Source organism: Nostoc sp. NMS7, from assembly GCF_017115085.1.
Taxonomy (GTDB): domain Bacteria; phylum Cyanobacteriota; class Cyanobacteriia; order Cyanobacteriales; family Nostocaceae; genus Nostoc.
This window is the reverse complement of record NZ_JABXKJ010000097.1, coordinates 61,518-80,971: the sequence shown is the minus strand read 5'-3', so window position 1 is coordinate 80,971 and position 19,454 is coordinate 61,518. Positions and strand designations below refer to the sequence as shown.

At 37.1% G+C, this 19,454-nt stretch carries 12 protein-coding genes; 7 read left to right on the top strand and 5 right to left on the bottom strand.

Going from position 1 to position 19,454, the window contains the following annotated elements:
• Positions 1-100 precede the first annotated feature (100 nt).
• The 5 genes from HWQ38_RS10465 to HWQ38_RS10445 form a co-directional block, all read right to left on the bottom strand.
• Positions 101-268, bottom strand: coding sequence for a hypothetical protein (locus HWQ38_RS10465; RefSeq protein WP_292792962.1), 168 nt, complete (start codon positions 266-268; stop codon positions 101-103).
• Positions 265-2,775 (bottom strand): caspase family protein, encoded by a 2,511-nt coding sequence (locus HWQ38_RS10460; protein WP_292792960.1) that lies wholly within the window; start codon positions 2,773-2,775, stop codon positions 265-267. Before HWQ38_RS10460 ends, HWQ38_RS10465 begins: the two co-directional genes overlap by 4 nt.
• 49 nt (positions 2,776-2,824) lie before the next feature.
• Positions 2,825-4,144, bottom strand: coding sequence for a DNA cytosine methyltransferase (locus HWQ38_RS10455; protein WP_292792958.1), 1,320 nt, complete (start codon positions 4,142-4,144; stop codon positions 2,825-2,827).
• A gap of 48 nt (positions 4,145-4,192) precedes the next feature.
• A complete protein-coding gene (locus HWQ38_RS10450; protein WP_292792956.1) occupies positions 4,193-5,422 on the bottom strand; it encodes a hypothetical protein in 1,230 nt (409 codons plus the stop codon).
• A gap of 62 nt (positions 5,423-5,484) precedes the next feature.
• Positions 5,485-6,075, bottom strand: coding sequence for a hypothetical protein (locus tag HWQ38_RS10445; protein ID WP_292792954.1), 591 nt, complete (start codon positions 6,073-6,075; stop codon positions 5,485-5,487).
• Positions 6,076-6,380: 305 nt separating this feature from the next.
• Between HWQ38_RS10445 and HWQ38_RS10440 the strand changes: the two genes are divergently transcribed.
• The 7 genes from HWQ38_RS10440 (at position 6,381) to HWQ38_RS10410 (ending at position 19,329) form a co-directional block, all read left to right on the top strand.
• Positions 6,381-7,352: a hypothetical protein gene (locus HWQ38_RS10440; protein ID WP_292792952.1), complete on the top strand. Its 972-nt coding sequence runs from the start codon at positions 6,381-6,383 to the stop codon at positions 7,350-7,352.
• A 20-nt stretch (positions 7,353-7,372) separates the two neighbouring features.
• A complete protein-coding gene (locus HWQ38_RS10435) occupies positions 7,373-8,167 on the top strand; it encodes a hypothetical protein (protein ID WP_292792950.1) in 795 nt (264 codons plus the stop codon).
• A gap of 14 nt (positions 8,168-8,181) precedes the next feature.
• Positions 8,182-9,033 (top strand): hypothetical protein, encoded by an 852-nt coding sequence (locus HWQ38_RS10430; RefSeq protein ID WP_292792948.1) that lies wholly within the window; start codon positions 8,182-8,184, stop codon positions 9,031-9,033.
• A 620-nt stretch (positions 9,034-9,653) separates the two neighbouring features.
• Positions 9,654-9,902 carry a helix-turn-helix transcriptional regulator gene (locus HWQ38_RS10425; protein WP_292792946.1) on the top strand — a complete coding sequence of 83 codons (249 nt, stop codon included), beginning with the start codon at positions 9,654-9,656 and terminating at the stop codon, positions 9,900-9,902.
• Between the two features lie 272 nt (positions 9,903-10,174).
• The gene (locus HWQ38_RS10420) at positions 10,175-12,745 is read left to right on the top strand and encodes a hypothetical protein (protein ID WP_292792944.1); all 2,571 of its coding nucleotides are present in this window, start codon (positions 10,175-10,177) and stop codon (positions 12,743-12,745) included.
• Positions 12,738-18,659: a DUF4433 domain-containing protein gene (locus HWQ38_RS10415; RefSeq protein WP_292792942.1), complete on the top strand. Its 5,922-nt coding sequence runs from the start codon at positions 12,738-12,740 to the stop codon at positions 18,657-18,659. The genes HWQ38_RS10420 and HWQ38_RS10415 overlap by 8 nt, the downstream gene beginning before the upstream one ends.
• Positions 18,640-19,329: a macro domain-containing protein gene (locus HWQ38_RS10410; protein ID WP_292792940.1), complete on the top strand. Its 690-nt coding sequence runs from the start codon at positions 18,640-18,642 to the stop codon at positions 19,327-19,329. The genes HWQ38_RS10415 and HWQ38_RS10410 overlap by 20 nt, the downstream gene beginning before the upstream one ends.
• Positions 19,330-19,454 lie beyond the last annotated feature (125 nt).

Below are 19,454 nucleotides of genomic sequence, written 5' to 3'. Positions count from 1 at the left end.
TGCAGAATACGAACGAGCCATTCGTTCGTAAAGCATAGTTTTTACCTATCAGTTGCTTTGCAAGAGCCACATGTTCAAATATTTTGTTCGCTGGGCGAAGTTATCCTGAATTAGTATCAATGTTCTTTTGAGAGGTATAAAGCGCTTGAGCTAGGTTTTTCAATCCATGAGGATTGGTAAAGTAGGTAAAGTGATCGCAGGCTGCATCAGGTTCCAAAATGATAGGTTTGGGCGAACGCTCGGCATTAACACTTTTAATGCTAGTCAAGAGTACTGCAATGTCGTTTGGTGGTTTGGAGTATTTATACCTCTACCTAAAGGCAAGAAAAACTCGCCATCATACGCAAATGGCAACAAATGCTCACCTTCTCTAAGACTAGTGTTTACCAGTATCTTCAACGGTGACTCTGGAGTTACTGCCTCCGGATTTGCGACTTCAGATAGTTGTAAGACGCTAAGTCCAGGATCGCTTCCCCGACTTGTAGTAAACTGGAAGGGCTGAATAATACTCGCGTCAGATTGCAAAATAGCAGGCAAAACAGAACTACTTAGCGATCGCACTTGCGGTACAGTTGTTAAACATGCTTTCGCCTCCAAACTTGGATGGGGCAGGATTTTAGCAATACCTTCTTGCAAAACAACATCTTGATTGGATTGGATAAGTTTAGCGTCTTGAGGGCGTACAATTGTGATTGTGATCGCCTGCGTCGTCCAATGGTCATTGCTTTCATTAGAAAACGGAACGCCATTGCGAGTATAAACCTGATCCATTAAACGATTCAAAAGTCCCTTGGGAATTATGGCAGAGCGTGTTCTAGTGGCGGGAGCTAAACCTTCTTGTTCCAAGAGACTGGCATCAAAGTCAGTTGTATTGACAATCAACTTGAGAATATCCTTGTATTCGGTAATACCCTGCTCCAGATAATCAGGTGGGATAAACAAACCAATCTGCTTACTCGCAATCTGTTCATTGGGTGGAATTCTTACACTACTCTGTGCTTCAAAAAATGGCAGATCCACCTTGTAATTTTCTGATAGCAGCAAAACATTACAATAAAGTGTTTTATTACTATGATTAGTAAGTGTTAGTTGAATGCCTGGAAATTGCCACTCAGTATTGTCATTGTCATAGACATATTCAAGACGCATGTCTGCAATTGTGGATTTGCTATGAGTAGAATCTGAAACTGGAGTAGTTGCTTGATCTCCTCGCAAAATCTCAATTTCCAGGGTAATATCGGTAGACTTAATGCCACTATTTGCTGGGCTGGCAAGATCCAAAATGTTCTGCCAACGTGCGATCGCTTCCAGATGTCGAATCACCTCGGAAGCGGACTGGGGTGTGTAATCACCTTGTGGATGAGGTTTACTTGGAACGGGAGGGATCAAAAGACGATTATCCGCAGGATGGATGATCCAATACTGTCCACAGCGAGCTAGAAGGTGATAATCAGCAGTTTCCGGCTCTGTTGTTTGACTGAGATATAGTGAAGGGCGTTGATTATAATTCCGAGTCTGAAGAGCTTGCGTGGCATGGTCTATTCCTACTGTACTATGAGTATCGCTCTCAAAGTAAATATTCAACCGTTTGAGCGGCAAACTGATAATCACTGCCCAATAGCTTGATTGGTCATCCAATGGTTTTTCGTTATCAATAATTTGGACAACACTGTAATTTGACCGTACTTTTGCAATCTTGGCTGTAGCTAAAGGATCTGACAAGTGACGTAAGCGCTCTTCATCGTTGGTTGGAAAAATTGCCACTAGAGCTTCTTCCCGCTCAGCAATCTTAGGAACACCGTGTATAACACCTCCATTAATTACCCAGTTATTTTCTTGGTTGCGGGTCAAGACAAAATAAAAGGGACGTTCTTTAATTGCATCTTTACCTAGAAAACTTTGCTTAAGGTCGTCGGGGTTGATTGCCTCTGCTTGAGGTGACTGACCTTGAACTTTACCTGTGACCAACGCATTAATATTCCAGTTTAAATCACGATAAGAAATGTTTCCCTTTGTCTGTTGTAGTGTTTGTAACAAGAAGTAAGAAAACACACCTCTGCGTGACCCATCCTCTGTCAAATATTCCTTAGCTTCCTGATGATCGCGGCAGGCGGCGAGGAGGACGTGCTTCCCTCGAGGGAACAGCAGACGGTTGGGCTTTTGGGCAGCATCGTTAGAAGTGAGTAAATATTCTGCAAATGCTCGATCTTCTGCAAAGATGAAATCGTGCAGTGATCGTACTCGTGCATCTGGCGGTGCAGTACGCACATCCGTAACCAAAACTCCCTCTCGTGTACCAGAACTAGAGTGACAGCAATCTAAAATTACAATAATGTGTGGTTTTCGTTCAGCAAGTTTAGCAATCAAATAAGATAATTCCTTATCAACTAAATCCCAACTACCTGCTGTGCGGCTGTCGTAGCAAACTAGGGTTTCGTTCAAGTGGTCAGGCTCGATATGCCAGAACTCTTCTGGTGCCTTCTCCTGAGAACCGTGACCAGCATAGTAGAAAAGCACAACATCATCAGAACCTGCATTGCATAGATGGTGGTCAAAGCCATCTATAATTGCTTGACGGGTTGCATCTTGATTCAGTAGTATGCATTTTATATCTTGAGGTTTTACTAGTTCATACTCATCCTTATTAATTCGTTCATCTAAGTAATCTCCGATAGCTTCAATATCAGCAACACAGCCTTGTAGAGAGGGTACTGGAGGATAAGAAGCAGGATGATAATTGTTAATCCCAACAAGAAGTGCATAAATCTTACGCATAATTTTTTTGTTTACACATGCTTGCGCTTAAAGATGTAGAAAAGGTCAACTAACAATCACTGCATCCCTGAATATTCTTTAGTAGTTTCCGCTCCTTAATAAAGTTAATGTTGATCCTAACATCTGCTCTTTGCTTTCTTTTAGCCAGATGTGGAGGCGATCGCCCTTTGCCGATTTTGCTTAACCCGCTTAAAGACAGCATTTCATTGACAAAAACGAATATATTCTTAAAATTGCAACAAATTGGTAAAAATAGGCAGTTTTGCCAATTTTGGCACTTAATCTGATAAGTGATATTGCATTCTAGATGTTCTCTAACCTGCATTCCCACAGCATATGCAAGCAATGGGGGCACCGAATTTCCAATTTCTCTTTGAGCGTGGAGTATTGCCTCACTGAAATTAAACCAATCAGGATAACTGTGCAAACGAGCAGCTTCTCTAACTGAGATAACCCGTGGTTGTTCTGGATGGAGGGGACGTAATGCGGTGCGGTTGCCACTCCCCGCTCTTAACGTCACGCAGAATCCATCCCATTGCAGCTTTTTTGATTTGGATTTAGCTTCCCTTGCACCTGGGGGAGTGTTGATAAATTGCTGAATTACTTGTGGTGCATGTATTGTCGCTGCGAATCCCGTCTCAATGTTAGTTACTATACCAATATTTGGGAATATTTTTTCAAGATACTTAGCATATTCTCCCTTCACCCAATCTGGATGCCATTCTTGAGTGTTTTGCTTGGGGAGTAGGGGGACTGGCGACAAGTCCGCGATCGCATCTCTAACTGTATGTTGAGATTGATGCTCTGGCAGTATAATTTCTCCAAACTTAGATGCAACAAAAAACACCCTTTTTCTAGCTTGCGGAACCCCGTAATCTGAAGCGGTGAGGTTCCATTTGCTAAGGAAATAATGTTCTTCTAGCACTGCTTGGAGGTTAGCAGTAATGCAGCCAAACTTCTGATTCTCAATCCCCGGCACATTCTCCATGATTGCCGCAAGGGGATTGAGTTCCAACACCAGCCGAACAAACTCCCCTACCAACGAGTTTCTCTCATCTTCAACATTTTGCAGTCCAGCAACACTAAATCCTTGGCATGGTGGCCCACCAAAAACGGCATAAATTTCCCCGTCCCAATCTACATACTTCGCCTGAATATGGGCGCGTATTTCTTCCGCCGTCACCTCCCGAATGTCTTTGCACAAAACTGTGGCGTGCGGGAAATTATGTTGGTATGTTGCTAGGGCGATGGGATTGTTATCAATGGCGATCGCTATTTCAAACCCTGCTGCTTTAAATCCCAAGTCAAATCCACCCACCCCGGAGAATAGGCTAACAGCTATTTTTTTGTTTGTTGCTGTTGAGTTCATTGAGATTCCAATTAATGTTAACTTCTTGCACTTGGCTTTAAAGACATGTCAATTACAATCGGAGTTCTGCCTGACTTTCAAATCTGCCAGCCATCTGTCTAACCGACTATTACTAACTGTTTCTTCTATTAGTGGGTAATCTGTAGTGAAGACTTTATATACCCCTCCTGACTCCATCTCATAAAAGTTGACAATCAACCCTTCACGTTTGGCATTACTAAGCTTTTTGATTGCCTCTGGAAGCATCTGCCATACAGATTTCCTTTCCGAATCCGAGAGGAGGTTCCAAGCTTCTTCCTTAGCTTGTTGATATTGCCATAGCCCCCGGCGCACTGAGGAATAATCTGAAGCTTTCCGCAATATGTCTGCGAGGACTTCTGCATCAGTTCCTGGAACTTGATTTGTACCGAACATCCCAGCCAATGTACTTTCTACTGCCTCAATCTGATCTTCTTCAAAGTCAATATTTGACTCTTCAGGTTCTTCCAGGTATTCTTCGCAGTCATATTCTTCTGTATCCCTTTGCCACAAGGTTTCAAGTTCTCGCTGCATTACCTCAAGGTTTGTTGGGTTGACGACACTTTCATCGTTGGCAGGAATCAATTCTTCTATGGTGTCAGTGAGTTGTTCACAAGGGATTAGTTCTTCAAAAGAGCCGATTTCATTCTTGGCTATTTCAGCTTGATGCTTTTCATATAAATCAGCGATCGCCATTCTGACAATTCGCTGCGGTGACAATCCCAATTCCTCTATTAACTTCTCGGTAAACACCCCTGTTTGGTGGTCATCCTCCATAATTTTGCCGAAGGTGTAATATCTATTTCCATCTGGTGTTGCTCGCCAGTTGCCATCTTTTCTTTCTTGATTCATGGCTCTGAGAAATAATCTTCTTTCCTCAATCAGTTCTAACACTAATCCACAAGTCAATCCACCAATAGGAATATCTTTCAATTGATCAATTAGGATTTTGTAGTTCACAGAACATAACCGAAGTAGTACCGATATTGGTAAAACCGCTAAGTGTTGCGGGCAACTGATAAATGCTTGAAAATTCTCGGCAATTCGGAGCGATCGCCTTGACTCAGCACTGCCCTTGTCCCACCCGTACTCTTCTAACAGTGCGCGATATTCTTTTTTGGTGTAAGTCTGCTTGTACTCATAGAGTAGGAAAGCCGTATGGAGGTACTCTAGGGTACTTTGCTCTATGTGGGTGGTAGGATTGGAATCTACCTGATGCTGCTCGACGTATAATTTATTTGCAAAAGTTGTTGTAGTCATGATATTATATGCGCGGTCTTAATCTCTAAGACCAAGTTTCCTAATTCGACTAGTTGAATAAGTCAAGCTGCTTTCTGCAAGTTTTTTGATGATGATTTAGAAATAGCAGCCAAGGCATAGCCCAAGGTGTACTTGTGAATTTTAGGCATTTTGTGAAACGACATATCCTGACCCCAATCTTGGACTGACTTGGTGCCAATATGTAATACTTGCGTGAGAGTTTTGACACAAGTTGCGCGAAAATTGGCGTGAGAGACAGTTTGTAATACTTGTTGTTCGCTTAATCCTTCGAGGAGTATTTTTTCTAGAAACGTTTGAGCATTTACTTCCGGTGCGTTGTATTCTCTTCTCAAGATGCTTTTTAGCTGCTTTGGCACGATTTCGGCAGCATGAATGTAAGCAAGTGAAACTTTGCAGTAGTTGGGTATCCCATCAAAATTGAGATCACTTCCCCACTTGCGAACTGTTGGTCTTTGTACACCTAAGACTGCACATAGTACAGTGATACATTTTTTGCGGTATTGTGAGTCGGTTTCTTCTTCGAGCAGTTCTCTGGGAGTGAGTTCGGCGATATCAAAACATTGGCGTAGAAATTGTCTGGGTTCTAGTCCTTGTTTTGGTAGTACTTCTAGTATTTTGTAGTTATTTGGCATCTTTATTAGCTCTTGCACGATTTTTACCGAGTTAGCTCGATTTATCTCAAGCCCTTCTTTTGTGCTTTTTAGGTAAAGTTTACCGATTTGCCGAGTTAGTGATGCATTAAATTAATATTATTTAACATTTAGTGATGTACTAATCAGATTTAGTGCATCACTAAAATGACAAGGTTTATTGATGGTGAGGTGTTTAGTTGTTCTAGCGATATAGGTTTTGATATAAAACTTAAGGTTTGTAACTAAAACCCCTGTTGTTTCTATAAACTGAAGAGAAATCTCGATAAACCAAGTTCAAAAAACGTGTGTCAAATCAGCGCGAACGCTTTTCTGGAGGGGATACTGACCGAGTATCTTTTACCCTTGCGCCCGGTGTGCGGCAAAAGGTAGATGATTTACTGCCGATATTGGGTGGCACTTTGGCGAAAGCTTTAAGGCGTTTAGTTGATTTGGGTTTAGATTTAGTTGACCTAGCTCAAAAAAGTGGTAAGCCGGTTCCTCAACCGGGTAGTTTGGAGCAGATGTTTTCTGGTTATACCTCTTTGGGCATAGAACTGATATTTGCGTGCGAATCCTTGGGTTTATCAGTACCAGAAGTAGGCCAGGTAGGGGTTTGGTTTGTAGATAATCTCTCCCTTGGCCTGGGTGATATTGAGGGTATCAAGAAAGACAATGATTTTCAGGCATCACGTATATTTCGCTTAAGTCGAGAAATTCAAAAGTTTTTTCAGCAGCAGCTTAATGTCTTATCGGAAGACGAGTATGCTGCATTTCTGAAAAATTTGCATAGAGAAGCTGTTATTGGACAAGAGTTTGTAGCTGCTTGTCGGACGCTGGATTTGCAGCTACCAGAGATAGGAAAACTACAGGAGTGGTTGCAGGATTTGGTGGTGCGATCGCCCTTGGCGGCTCCTCAAGGAGCATCGCGCAGCGTTTCCGCAGTAGAATTGCAATTATCAAACGAGTTATTAGAAGAATGCGATCGACTGGGGATAGACCCGCCAAAACCTGGTGAGGTTGTAGCATGGCTACAAAATACCCGCCCTGCGGTATTTGAGCAGTCAATGCACCAACATAGGTTACCTTTTACGGATGATGGTTTGCCTTTAGGGGGGTCGCAACCTTTTTTGGAGCATTTACTTACACTAAATGCACCGCCAACTGAAGATGAGGAGTATGACATTGCTCATAGGTTTGGTGTAGATCCAGCGCATCTTAAGGATTTGATATCCCGCATGAGGTTTGACAAAAACGGACAGACAAATAATTGTCATTAATAAGCTTGGGGCATAAATGCATGGATGCCATTGAAGATTCTTCTGCGTTATGGGCTTTACTATGCAAGCCTGGATGGGAAATTAAACCCAATCCAGTAAAGCATCTACTCAAAATTAAAGCTCCTGACTATCAGGAAGCATTAATGCTTTATACCAACTATCGAAAATTTCTAGCAATGTGGGCGGCATCCCTCGATTGTACCTGTGCTTTGATTGGAATTCAGGGAATGCGTGGGTCTGCATTTAAAATTATTGCAGCAACGCCAGCATCGCAGCAGAAGTTATATGAAGACTTGATTTTTGCAAGCTTACGAAAGTCGGTTAGTTGTGACTCCGAAAGACTAGTTGATCGGGAATTTGAGAAAGATATCAGCAAGTATTCAGGGTTTTACATTGCCGAAACTTGTTTGCACCCTGAGCTTAGACCAATTGTTGATGAAATATTCTCAAACCCAGACAAGAAACTTGCCTTAACGCGAATGTCTGACAATTTGCAATTGATCGTGTCCGCATCAGCAGCACGGGCGATGAGTTCTGACTCCCAAGATGTGGTGCGTCGCCGAACAACTGATTTTTGGCACGCTAGAGACTACGAATGTTTTTTGCGGATGTTCAAGCAAGATGGGGGAGCGGGGTTTGAAATTACTTACCAAGCAACAACCAATCTCCCAAAAATTAATCCTTTGGCACCGTGGGCGCGGTTTACTACAAGCTATCGGTTTTTTGAAATTGATGTTGGCGATCGCACAGAAGTGTACCGTTTGGGCGAAGGTAAAGATATCACCCTAATCAGTCGTCCCAAGGTTGTCTCATAATATAACGAGGTTTTATGGCAGTAAGATTCCTAGAAAACAAGGGCAGTGGCAATATCTTAGAAATTAGTCGAGCTAGGCTTTTAGAACTTACCCCCAATGTTTATCCCCTGACTTGGGAAGCGATTCTTTCAGGTAATGGTGATAGTGCAGCTATCTTGGGTGCAGGTTTTGCCGAGCGTGAAGTTTTTTTTGGTTTTGAGGGAGTTGACTTGACGCGCTACCAACTTCCGACAATCGACTGTTACGACATTGCTACTAATCCGCCAGAAAAGTTTTTAGCTTTACGCAGCCAATACCCAAACCTACAGTTAAATTATTTTTGCGATCGCAATCTAGCAGAACTAGAACTGACAAAACTTTATGCTCCTAAAACCTTACGGTTGGTTTCGGTTCATGGAGTGTTAGATTATTTACAACCAGATGCTGTTATGCAGCTGTTACTCGATATAGCGAAGGTGCAACCGGAGGCAATATCAGTGCGGCTATTTTTAATGGGCAACCCGTGGTCGCGGAATTTTGCGAGTATAGAGCAACTGGCGATGGAATTAGATTCAATAGAAATTACTACAAGTGGCTTAGTCGAGTCGATTGATTTTGATATATTTTGTCGTACAGGTGTTGTGCAATTAAATATTTTAGACCAGGATAAAATTGAACATAATTTGTTACCAAGTTACGGTGCATCTCATGTAATGCCTGATAAATTAGTTGGTTATTTCAATACTCAAGGATATCAGCTTGTTGAAACTGATGTGTACTCACTTTCAAGTCAAGATTTACAAGGGGATAAGTCGCAGGATCACAATAGTAATACAGATGTATCTTTAGATAATCCACATGGAATGTTGTTATTTTTTAAACGATAAAACACTCATTTTAATCGAGCTAATCAACGAAAATGAATCCGTCCACAATGAGAATTTATGAAATAATGTTGGTAATTAATATTGGCGACTGAGGTGAAGTAATTGATTCTGGTGATCCGCGATGGCTGCGCCAACGTCTTCTCTTCGAGACGCTGCGCGAACGACGAACGCGCGACAAAAGAGCAACTTGACGAAATGCTCAAAACCTGGGGAGTGTTTATAAAATCGATATAGACAGATAAATTCTTGCTGGAGGCAGTCAACTTCATTATGAATGTGAAGAATTTTTTCTGAAAAATGATAGCAGATAAAAAGATATTTGGGGTGAAATTTTCACAATTAACTTATTATAAATCAAAGGTTTGTTATAAGTCAAAGGTTATTTTACTTGACGGGGAATGCCTGTTTCAACAATGAAACGGAGCCATCAGCAATAAACCGTTAGGTTAAATTCAAGTTCAACATCACTTAAAAAATTCCCTTAACCAAAGAAAAAATTTTACTATCACAAACACAAATTCCGCGTATTTACTGATGAATGCTCAGGTTTACTATGGTTAATATGTAGCAAATAATATAGCATTGGCTACTTAAGCTAGTGGATCAAGTTTAGAAGTTAAATGACTATCAAAAAACCCTTGGCTATCAACCAGCCAGAGGTGGGGCAGATCATTCGTGATCTGCGGCTTTTGGCTGCGCTAACGCAAGAACAATTTGCAGCCAATCTAGGCGTTACTTATACCACGATTAATCGTTGGGAAAATGGACGCTCTAAACCGTCGCCGATGGCGATGAAGCTTATTGAGCAGAAGCTTGATGAGATGGGCAGTCAGGGTCAGGATTTATTGGCTAAGTATTTACCGAATTAGCTGTTTGCTCAGTTTTGGTATGGGCGGTGGGTTTTGCCCATCGCAGATTTAAGCCGCAAATTCAGGATTAATGAAGATAAACGCACTATTTTCAATTGGCTTAAATGTCAACAGTCAGATTTTCCCCCACCAGAGAAACTACCGCCAGTTGAGTTTGACAGGATGGGATCGCACCTTACGTAATTATTGCGTCAAAGCTTTATCCTGTATGAACTTTGCTCGTTTTATGTGCAATTAGACGGAAAATTTCAATTACAAGAAGAGTATTAACTATGGCAGGTTATCAAATTCCACCTGGAACAATTGTCAATAATATTAAAAGTCTATTACGGGAGAGGTATAAGCAAGGGTTTCCTATCATTAAAGAAATAATTCAAAATGCCAACGATGGACGAGCCACAACTTTAGAATTTGGAATAGTCAAAGAACTGGGAGATGCAGTTAAGCATCCCCTTTTAAAGATACCGGGACTATTTTTCCTCAATAATGGTACATTTTCTAAATCTGATAAAGAATCTATATCTTGCTTTGGCATTGATGCTAATGCTAAAGATAAAGGTAAAATCGGTAAATTTGGACTTGGACAAAAGAGTATTTTTCATTTTTGTGAAGCCTTCTTTTATATTGCTCGTTCTCAGGATATTCAAGAAGGTTGTGGTGAATTTATTAATCCTTGGGCTAATCGTGATGGGATTGATTCTAAACGCCCAGAGTGGGGAGAAATTTCTCTTGAAGATCGCCAGTTTTTACAAAATTATTTAATCCAGCAAAACTTAGTAAAACCTACATCTAATTACTTTTTATTATGGATACCACTGCGCCAAAGAATGCCAGATGAACGTTGTATTTTGGCTAACTATTATAATGATGCCAAATCAGTGGAATCCAATCTACCTGAAGACATGAAAATGAGGATTGGGCAATTATTACCCTTGTTACGTCATATTAGAAAAGTTAGATATTGGCTAGAAAATAATAGCGGTTCTCTTCAGGCGCAATTTTCTGTTACTTTAGATAGCCAGAATCCCTGCGATCGCTGTATTTATCCAAATTCAGAAAGTAAAATAATACAACAAGATGAACACGATTTGCAAGGGAGAATTATCATTAGTGCAGATGCAACAGGAATCCGGTTTGCAGGTAAAGAACGAATTTTACCAGCGAGTGACTTTTCATTACTACTAGGTCAAGATTCAGAAAGCGTATCAAATACTTTTTGGGATGATTTACAACAGTCACCTTATTGGACAAAAAGAGTATCAATTAATGAATCGGCGGAATCAGAAAGTATACCTGATAAATCAATCCCTCATTGTGCTGTAGTTTTTACCAAGCAATCGCTAAACAATAGACATAAAGCTAGATTAATGCTGCAATGGTCGGTTTTTCTACCTTTAGCCAGTGATGAAGCTAGCTATAGTCAAGAGGGAGCCGAACAAGAAGCTTATGAAGTAATTGATTGCAAAGGTGAGCAAGATTATACAATTTTTTTACATGGTTATTTCTTTCTTGATTCTGGTAGAAAATATATTGAAGGATTGCAAAAAATTCGCACTGATGGGTTTGTGCAAAAGACTCCCACGAATGAAGATGAAATGATAGCTCAGTGGAATTATTTGCTGGCGACTAAAGGAACTTTAAAAGTTTTTCTTCCTTCCCTTGAGAAATTTGTGAAAATTCATAGTTTATCTACTCCAGATATATCTAACCTTTCTGAAGGAATTTTGCGATCGCAGTTTTTCAAAAGTAAAGTATACAAACAGAGTATTTGTAGAGAGGCTCAGTGGGTATTTAGGATTAAACCATCTCGTAGTGCTTGGGAACTAATTCCGGTTAATGCAAATGTGCGATCACTGCCTGGTGTTCCCCCCAACTGGGAAATCTTCCCTGAATTAAGCAATTTAGTAGAAAGGTATTATTTAATTGACAAGGAACAACCTAATCTTCTGTCAAATGAAACATCTGTAGATTGGCAAAAGCAAGAAATTATTAATCTACTGACATCGTTAGATTTAAATTTGCTTTTTGCTCAACCTAAAAATGTCAACTACTTTGTGAATTTTCTCATCCAAAATAGACAACTTATTGGACAATCGGAAATTCAAACCTGCCTAATAAATATAGTTCGAGAAGCATTTATAACCATTGGTATCGAAAACCTCCAACAAGAGCAATACAATGAAGCTATTAAAAAAATAGTTGCATTAATTCATCCTGAAAAAAGGTTGAAACTTAAACAAGTTACTTACAATTGGCAAGCTATACAACTTGTTTTAAACGCATTATATCAGCTAGATATTGAACAACCACTATTAATTTATGAATTATTTGAGCCAAATTCCCCTGTTAGTACTGGTTCTTTGAGTAATGAACAAGTAAAATTTATTCTGACTTGTCTTAGCCAATTATTGATAACAGCAACTACCGAGCAGGTAGCTAAAAAAATTCTTGAGCAAATTCTTGAGCAGATTAATTCACTAGAAACTGTTTTAAACCTTGTGTCGAATCTTACATTATTTTTTGGGTATAATCATCAGCAGAATAAAACCTATATTTGCTCCTACTTAAGTTTACAACAATACAAACAAAAATATTTGCTATTTCAAGTTCATAAAAGAGACTATGAGACACCTATTGCTACTGCTGTAAAAGCAGCATTACCAGAATGCAAACTAATTTTCATAGAACCAAAAATTTCGCTGATTTTAGAAAAAACTAGCACCTTAAAAGCTATCCCTAAATTGGAACCTCAAACTTGCTTACAGCTTTTAGCCACAAAACCAGATTTAGGCAATTCCAGGCAACGAACTAATTTATTGAAGGAGTTAATTAATCATGTCTAAGCAATTGCGTTACTTGTTGCATGGAAATAAAGAAAAATACGAAGATATTACAACTCCTTTATATATCACTTCGCAAGAAAGTACAGTATGGCAAAAAGTTGGACAACAAGTTTTACAAATACGAGGTGAAGATTGGCGATTAATCGATCCGCTCATTGTTGAGTATATTCCCTCGGCTAAACGCCAAATACTGGGAATTAAATTATTACAAACTGAAGAAGTTGTAGATTTAATTCGTGAGTTAGGAGCAGACTGTGTAGATGGGAATTTGCTAGAACCATCTGAGAGATATGAGCTATTGCGCCATATTAGGCCAAGATATAGCAATCAAGAGTTATGGAAATCTCTACAACTGCATGAAACAGTAAATGGGGAGCTAGTTTGTATTGAATCTGGCAAAATGTATTTAGAAAATCCAGATTTTTTCCTTGATGAACGCCTTAAAGAATATATTATACTGATTCGTCAAAACAAGCAGGAAATAGATCAAGATTGGATTCCCTTGTGGACACCAGATCAAGCATTATCCACAATTTTAAAATTTTCTAATGTTAATAAATACTGTGATTTAATTTTGAATGCTATAGAAAAATTATCTCTAGCAGAAAAAGATAAATGGGAAACTGAACTGAAAAATATTCATTGGTTAGTGGATATAAATGGTAATGCAATACAACCAAGAGATATCATTAAATTACCAGCTAAATTATCAAAACATCAACAAATAATCTCCACTTTAGACGATAGTAAATATTCTGAATCTTCCTTACTTAACTGGATAAAAAAACATCAGGTATATAATTGGTTAAGAAATTTATTTATTTTGTGGAATGCACAAATCATATTAGAAAAAGTTTTTTCTTATCCTCAAAAATCAGTTATTTATTGGAATAACTTTGAGTTAGTAATTTTAGACGTATTACAAGATATAGACATTTCTAAAAATCAAAATCTAGCAACATTACTGAAAACAGAAACATGGTTAGTTGTAGATCACGAATTAACTTCTCCACAACAAGTAATTGAAATTATACCCAAAAGAATTAGTAAATATTTATCTAAATTAGTGGAAATTAGTAATAGTGAATATACAGAATTATCATTGTTATCTAAAGAAATTCAAAATCATGATAGTTTGAAAAGAATTAGAATATTATTTACAAAATGGCATGAAAATGATGTAATTGAATTTATTCTATATCAGTCTCAATCTCATTTATATATTGATATAATTCTTGATAGTTTAGAAGGTTTATTGAAAAAAGAAAACTTCAAACTTACTGAGCAAAATTTTAAACATCTAAAAACAAAATCTTGGCTTATAGATATAGATAAAAATGCTATTTATCCTCAAGATATTCTTCATTATCCAGATATTGAAATTGAAATTGAAGAATTACTACAAACAGTTTCTAGTAATTATATAGCATCATCACAATTAAATAAAAAAATTCGTGATCATCAAACTTGCTGGGAATGGTTAACTAAAGAATTATTTGTAACTCAAGATAAAGCATTATCGGAAATTGGCAAAATTTTAGAAATAGCAAATGATTATAAATTAGGAGAATTTAATATTAATGAATTTCCATTAGATGAGATATTGCAAGTATTTAATAATATTGATGTTAGTTTTTTACCAGCTTGGCAATTTGCACAAAAATTAAGTAAAGAACAATTCAAAAAATATTTACTACCAAAATTATTAGGTAAATTAGAACAACAGAGACTCAGTAAAATTTTGCAAAATATTGTTTTTGTAAATAACAAACCAGATTGCAATACAATTAATGTTTTTAACTGTTATCTACAATTAGCAGTTAATTATGATAGTTTCTCACAAATTCTAGAGAAAATTCGCTTGATTAACGGTCGTGGAGATTGGGAAATACCTTATCAATTAACTTGGGGAAATAGAGAAAACATTGACAATATACATCTTTTAGATAAAAAACAGGAGTTTATTCTTAAAGTTTATTTAGAAAAGGTAGAAACAAGTGAATTATTGTCAATTTTAGAACCTCCTGAAAAAGAAGTAGATCAAAGTAACTTTGATGTATTAAAAAATTATTTCCAGAATTGGGAAAAAGATTGTCCTTCCGAACCAATAGGAGCATTTTTGACATTATTATATGGTGGTGAAGGTAATGTTAAACAATTGGCTCATCTTTATCTTGGTAAAACAGATTTAGGAGGTTTACGGCAAAGTTTATTTGAAAATAAACCTATTCAAAATCATATAAACAACAAAAATTTCAAGATTTATGTAGGTCAAGCTAGTGAACGCACTAGAAAAGTACAATCTATTATGGGATCTACCTTTACAGCCAGTCTTATAAGTACACAAAATCCTCCTCATCTTTTTGTTAGTAAATTATCACCTGATATTACAGAAATTGAATTATTGCCTATTCAACCTCAACAGTTGATTCAATCAGAATTAGTCAATCTTTTAAAGAACTCAAGCAAGCTATTACTAGAAGAAGTTTATCAAATAGTTCCTAAATCACTAGAAATAACTTGGGAAAATTTAGAAAATTCAGATCAGCTAGATATTCAAATAGCAAAAGACTTGTTATTAGATACAGCAATACATACTTTACAAGAATTAGGTTTAAAGAAACATAGTCATGCGTTTCAAAAATTTATCAAGTCATTTGATGAATTACGTGAAAAGAAAGCTAACTTACAAATCAACAACCAATCTATAGAAAACATAGAGAAGCAAATTTATAATCTCAAGTCAGAACTAGTTACTTTACTTACTGGTGAATCTAGTGAAAGTATGCAAATACAAGAACAAACTTTAAAAGCTGTTAGAGAGGAAATACAAGAATGTGGTTACAGATATCCAAGTATTCCCTTTGAATTATTTCAAAATGCTGATGATGCAGTAGTTGAATGGCAATTGATGTCATTATCACCCAAGTTGGATGATACTAGAAAACAATTTATTGTTAAATACGATGATCGTAAAATTCAATTTATTCATGCAGGTAGACCTATTGGTTGTTTTCAACATCCCGACTATCCAGATAAAGAATATCGTGATAAATATCGTGATAAAGGATTTCATCGTGATTTAGAAAAAATGCTAACTTTCAATATTTCTGATAAAGAAAAAGGAGTAACAGGTAAATTTGGTTTAGGATTTAAAAGTATATATCTTGTGTGTAAAAAACCTTATGTACTTAGTAAAAACTTAGGTTTTACCGTAGAAGGTGGATTAATACCTTCACGGTTAAATACAGAAAAAACTAATCAACTACGAAATGATATTAACAGTTATATTAGCCTCTCTGACAGTACAATTATAGAATTAAATCTTGATGAAAAGCTGTCTGTTGACAATGTACTTCAATATTTCTGTTCTGTAGCTAATCTTCTTTTAGTTTTTTCCAAAGTTATCAAAAAATGTACATTTGTTAATCATCAAAATCAAATAACCAATTTATCTTGGTATCCTACTTCTGTGTTGAATATTTCGGGAGTAGAAATAGGTAAATATCAAACAGGTGATGATCATGAAAGTTCTCTCCTATTATGCCTAAAAACTACCCAAGAAAAAAACGCAACTTTAGTTTTAGGAATTTCTGAAAACAATGAAGGTATTAATAATATCTTACCTAAAAATACTGCTACTTTTTGGGTAACAGCACCTACTAGAGAACAATTATTTTTAGGTTTTGTTTTAAATGCTGATTTTGATATTACTAAAGGAAGAGAAAGTTTAGTAAAATCTTCAGAACACAATCGTTATTTAGCTAGAAAGATAGGAGAAGATTTAGGCAAAATTCTTGATAATCTTTTCTGTAAAAGTCATGAAAATTGGCAAGATTTTACAAATACTTTAGGCTTTAAAAACATTGATCAATATGAATTTTGGAACTTTTTATGGAATGAATTAGCAGTAAATTGGCAACAAAAAGACCCCAGTGAAGGAATTGATATTATCAGTAATATGTTGGCGGGCGATCGCGCTATGGGTTATCTCATCACTCGCTGTCAGTCTTTACCCAGTGGTTTGTATGGTCGCTACCGTCAACTCGTCTCACTTGATAATGTGAACTATAAATTAACAGGTAAAATCTCAGAGCAAAACACTTTTTTACAAGTCGCAAATTGGCCATGTTTTCAGCAACAGTATCAAAATAATCTCATCGCCCGTGATAAATGGCAAGAAGTTAAGAAGCTATTAGGAGAAGATTTGGTTCAAACACGTTATGTTGTCAATGATTTACGGTTAGTTGATATATTAAAAAATGAAATAGGAAATAGTCAGCCAAGAGTGGGAGTATCCCAAGCTATATATCTTGGTAGTCTGATTTCCAAAGATTTTCTTAATAACTTTAGTGCAGCTTATGAACTTAATGAACTTCAGAATTTTTTAGAGACAGTTTACTTTATGTCTCAAGCTGGTAGTTATTTGCCTTGTCAGCAACTATTAATCAGTAATTCTAATGCTATTGAGGAAAAATTGTTAGTTGATTTTGCACCAGATAGCCGCATCCTCCACAATGAGTATAAGGATACTGCTTTAAATTTATTCTATGCTTGTCGTTCCAGGAGAGATAGTATTTCTAAAGACGAAATTATTAGGTGGGCGCTACAGGCAAAAACTGAAGAACAGCGTCAAGCAGTATGTGTTTATCTTTTGAAGGGAGAGAAAAAACAAGAAATAGCTCCTTTATTATATTCTAATCGTGAACATTCTTGGTTTGCCAATGATAAACAGATTATAGACATACTTGAATACATGGTATTAATTGCTATAGAAATAGCGAATTTAGATGGTGAACCTAACCCTCTGCAAACTGCAACCATAGAGATAGAGACTACAGGGACAGAAGAAGTAGATAATTATAACCCTTTCTTTGAAATACACAGCAATTGCATAAGTAATGATTTTTATTTAGAGAGAACACCAGAAGAAATAGAAGAATTTGCACGTAAATTTCAAGCTGGGCTAAATCGTCAGAATTCCACTTGGAAAGGATACATCTACCACTTTACCCATATTGAAAATGCTGTTTCAATTCTCACAGATGAAAAACTACTAGCCAGAAATCTTTGTGGTAACTTCAGCAATTCAGCTGGCGCAAACCTTATCGGCCGGACCAGAAGCGATGTAAAAGATTTTGCACGTTTCTATTGCCGACCACAAACTCCAACTCAATGGCATAATGAAGGGTTAGGCAAACGTAGAGGAAATATTTATGCTCTTTGTCCTGTACCAATTTTCTTCCGCTTCGATCTAAAGCGAGTGCTGGAAACTCATGGCAGCAAATGTGGTATAAGTAGTGGGAATCTTGCAGCTTCAGGCTCTCATTATGGTAACAGTACAACTTTCTTGGAGCAGTGTTTTGATTTTGATCATGTCTATTCTACACTGGCAGCTGGCAAAGAGACTTTTCTGAGAGCATCCCAACAAGAATTTATCGTTCATAATTACCTCGATTTTACTGAGTTTAATTTAGAGGATATAAGTATTATTTGTCGTACAACCCAGGATAAAGATACTTTGCTAAAGCTCATTGGTACAGAATCAAAATATGCTAATCGCGTATTTCAAGAATTGGAAATTGTTCGTGAAGGGAGTTTGTTCTATCATAATAATCCTTATGTAACAATTAACGATCGGGGAAATTTTATTGATATCCAAATTGATAACTACGATAAATATGGAAACATTCATGGAGAATTAATTCTTAGCTTTACAGAACAGCTTCCATTTAATAGAGAAATTATTTCGCCGTTTAAAGACATTTCAAAAATTAACTTTGGACAATCTATTAATGTTAGTTCATCTCGTTCTATCCAGCTACAATATAAGCCTAATACTCCTATGAGTGTTAGGTTTCAAGAAAATGGTCAAGAATGGTTAATTTATACAAATGAGTCTCAAAATTATTAAAGGCAATTTATTTACTTCAAATTGTCAAACACTAGTCAACACTGTTAACTGTGTGGGGGTGATGGGTGCTGGTATTGCATTGGAATTTCGCTTAAGATATCAAGAAATGTATACATATTATGTAGAAATATGTAATCAAAATTTGATGGATATTGGTAAGCTGTGGCTGTATAAATGTGACAAACATTGGGTTCTTAACTTCCCAACTAAAAAGCACTGGAAGAAACCATCAAAGTTAGAATATCTGGAATTGGGTTTGCAAAAATTCGTCGATACCTACATAGAAAAAGAGATAACTTCTATCGCTTTTCCTCTGCTTGGAACACAAAATGGAGGAATTCCCCAAGAGCAATCTCTAGAAATTATGAATAAGTATTTAGGTGAATGTGAATTACCTATAGAAATATATATATACGATCCTCATGCACCTGATGATATATTTAATGAATTAAAAACTGTTTTTCTTTCACTATCAGATAGAGAAATTTTAGAGGTAACTGGCTTGGGGAAAACATACATTAAAAAAGTCAAGCAAGCAATGCAAGAGGAAAGTATATGTAATTTATCTAAATTTTTATCAACGAAAGGAATAGGGATTACTACAGTACAAAAAACTTTACTCCTACTCCAAAAATTTTACCCAACTATCTTACCTAACACTTACCAATAAATTTTCATTCAAAATCTAGGTGCGGAAATATCAGCGTTCGAGTTGGGTGTTGTTAGTTGACGAGACAGATTGCAATACAAACGACATTAGCGATAGCGAGGAACGAGCGTCAGCTATCCCGAAGG

What these genes read in the sequence shown, in the direction of transcription:
- HWQ38_RS10460 (WP_292792960.1), bottom strand. Translation starts at nt 2,775, where the DNA reads ATGCGTAAGATTTATGCACTTCTTGTTGGGATTAACAATTATCATCCT.
- HWQ38_RS10455 (WP_292792958.1), bottom strand. Translation starts at nt 4,144, where the DNA reads ATGAACTCAACAGCAACAAACAAAAAAATAGCTGTTAGCCTATTCTCC.
- HWQ38_RS10450 (WP_292792956.1), bottom strand. Translation starts at nt 5,422, where the DNA reads ATGACTACAACAACTTTTGCAAATAAATTATACGTCGAGCAGCATCAG.
- HWQ38_RS10445 (WP_292792954.1), bottom strand. Translation starts at nt 6,075, where the DNA reads ATGCCAAATAACTACAAAATACTAGAAGTACTACCAAAACAAGGACTA.
- HWQ38_RS10435 (WP_292792950.1), top strand. Translation starts at nt 7,373, where the DNA reads ATGGATGCCATTGAAGATTCTTCTGCGTTATGGGCTTTACTATGCAAG.
- HWQ38_RS10430 (WP_292792948.1), top strand. Translation starts at nt 8,182, where the DNA reads ATGGCAGTAAGATTCCTAGAAAACAAGGGCAGTGGCAATATCTTAGAA.
- HWQ38_RS10425 (WP_292792946.1), top strand. Translation starts at nt 9,654, where the DNA reads ATGACTATCAAAAAACCCTTGGCTATCAACCAGCCAGAGGTGGGGCAG.
- HWQ38_RS10420 (WP_292792944.1), top strand. Translation starts at nt 10,175, where the DNA reads ATGGCAGGTTATCAAATTCCACCTGGAACAATTGTCAATAATATTAAA.
- HWQ38_RS10415 (WP_292792942.1), top strand. Translation starts at nt 12,738, where the DNA reads ATGTCTAAGCAATTGCGTTACTTGTTGCATGGAAATAAAGAAAAATAC.
- HWQ38_RS10410 (WP_292792940.1), top strand. Translation starts at nt 18,640, where the DNA reads ATGAGTCTCAAAATTATTAAAGGCAATTTATTTACTTCAAATTGTCAA.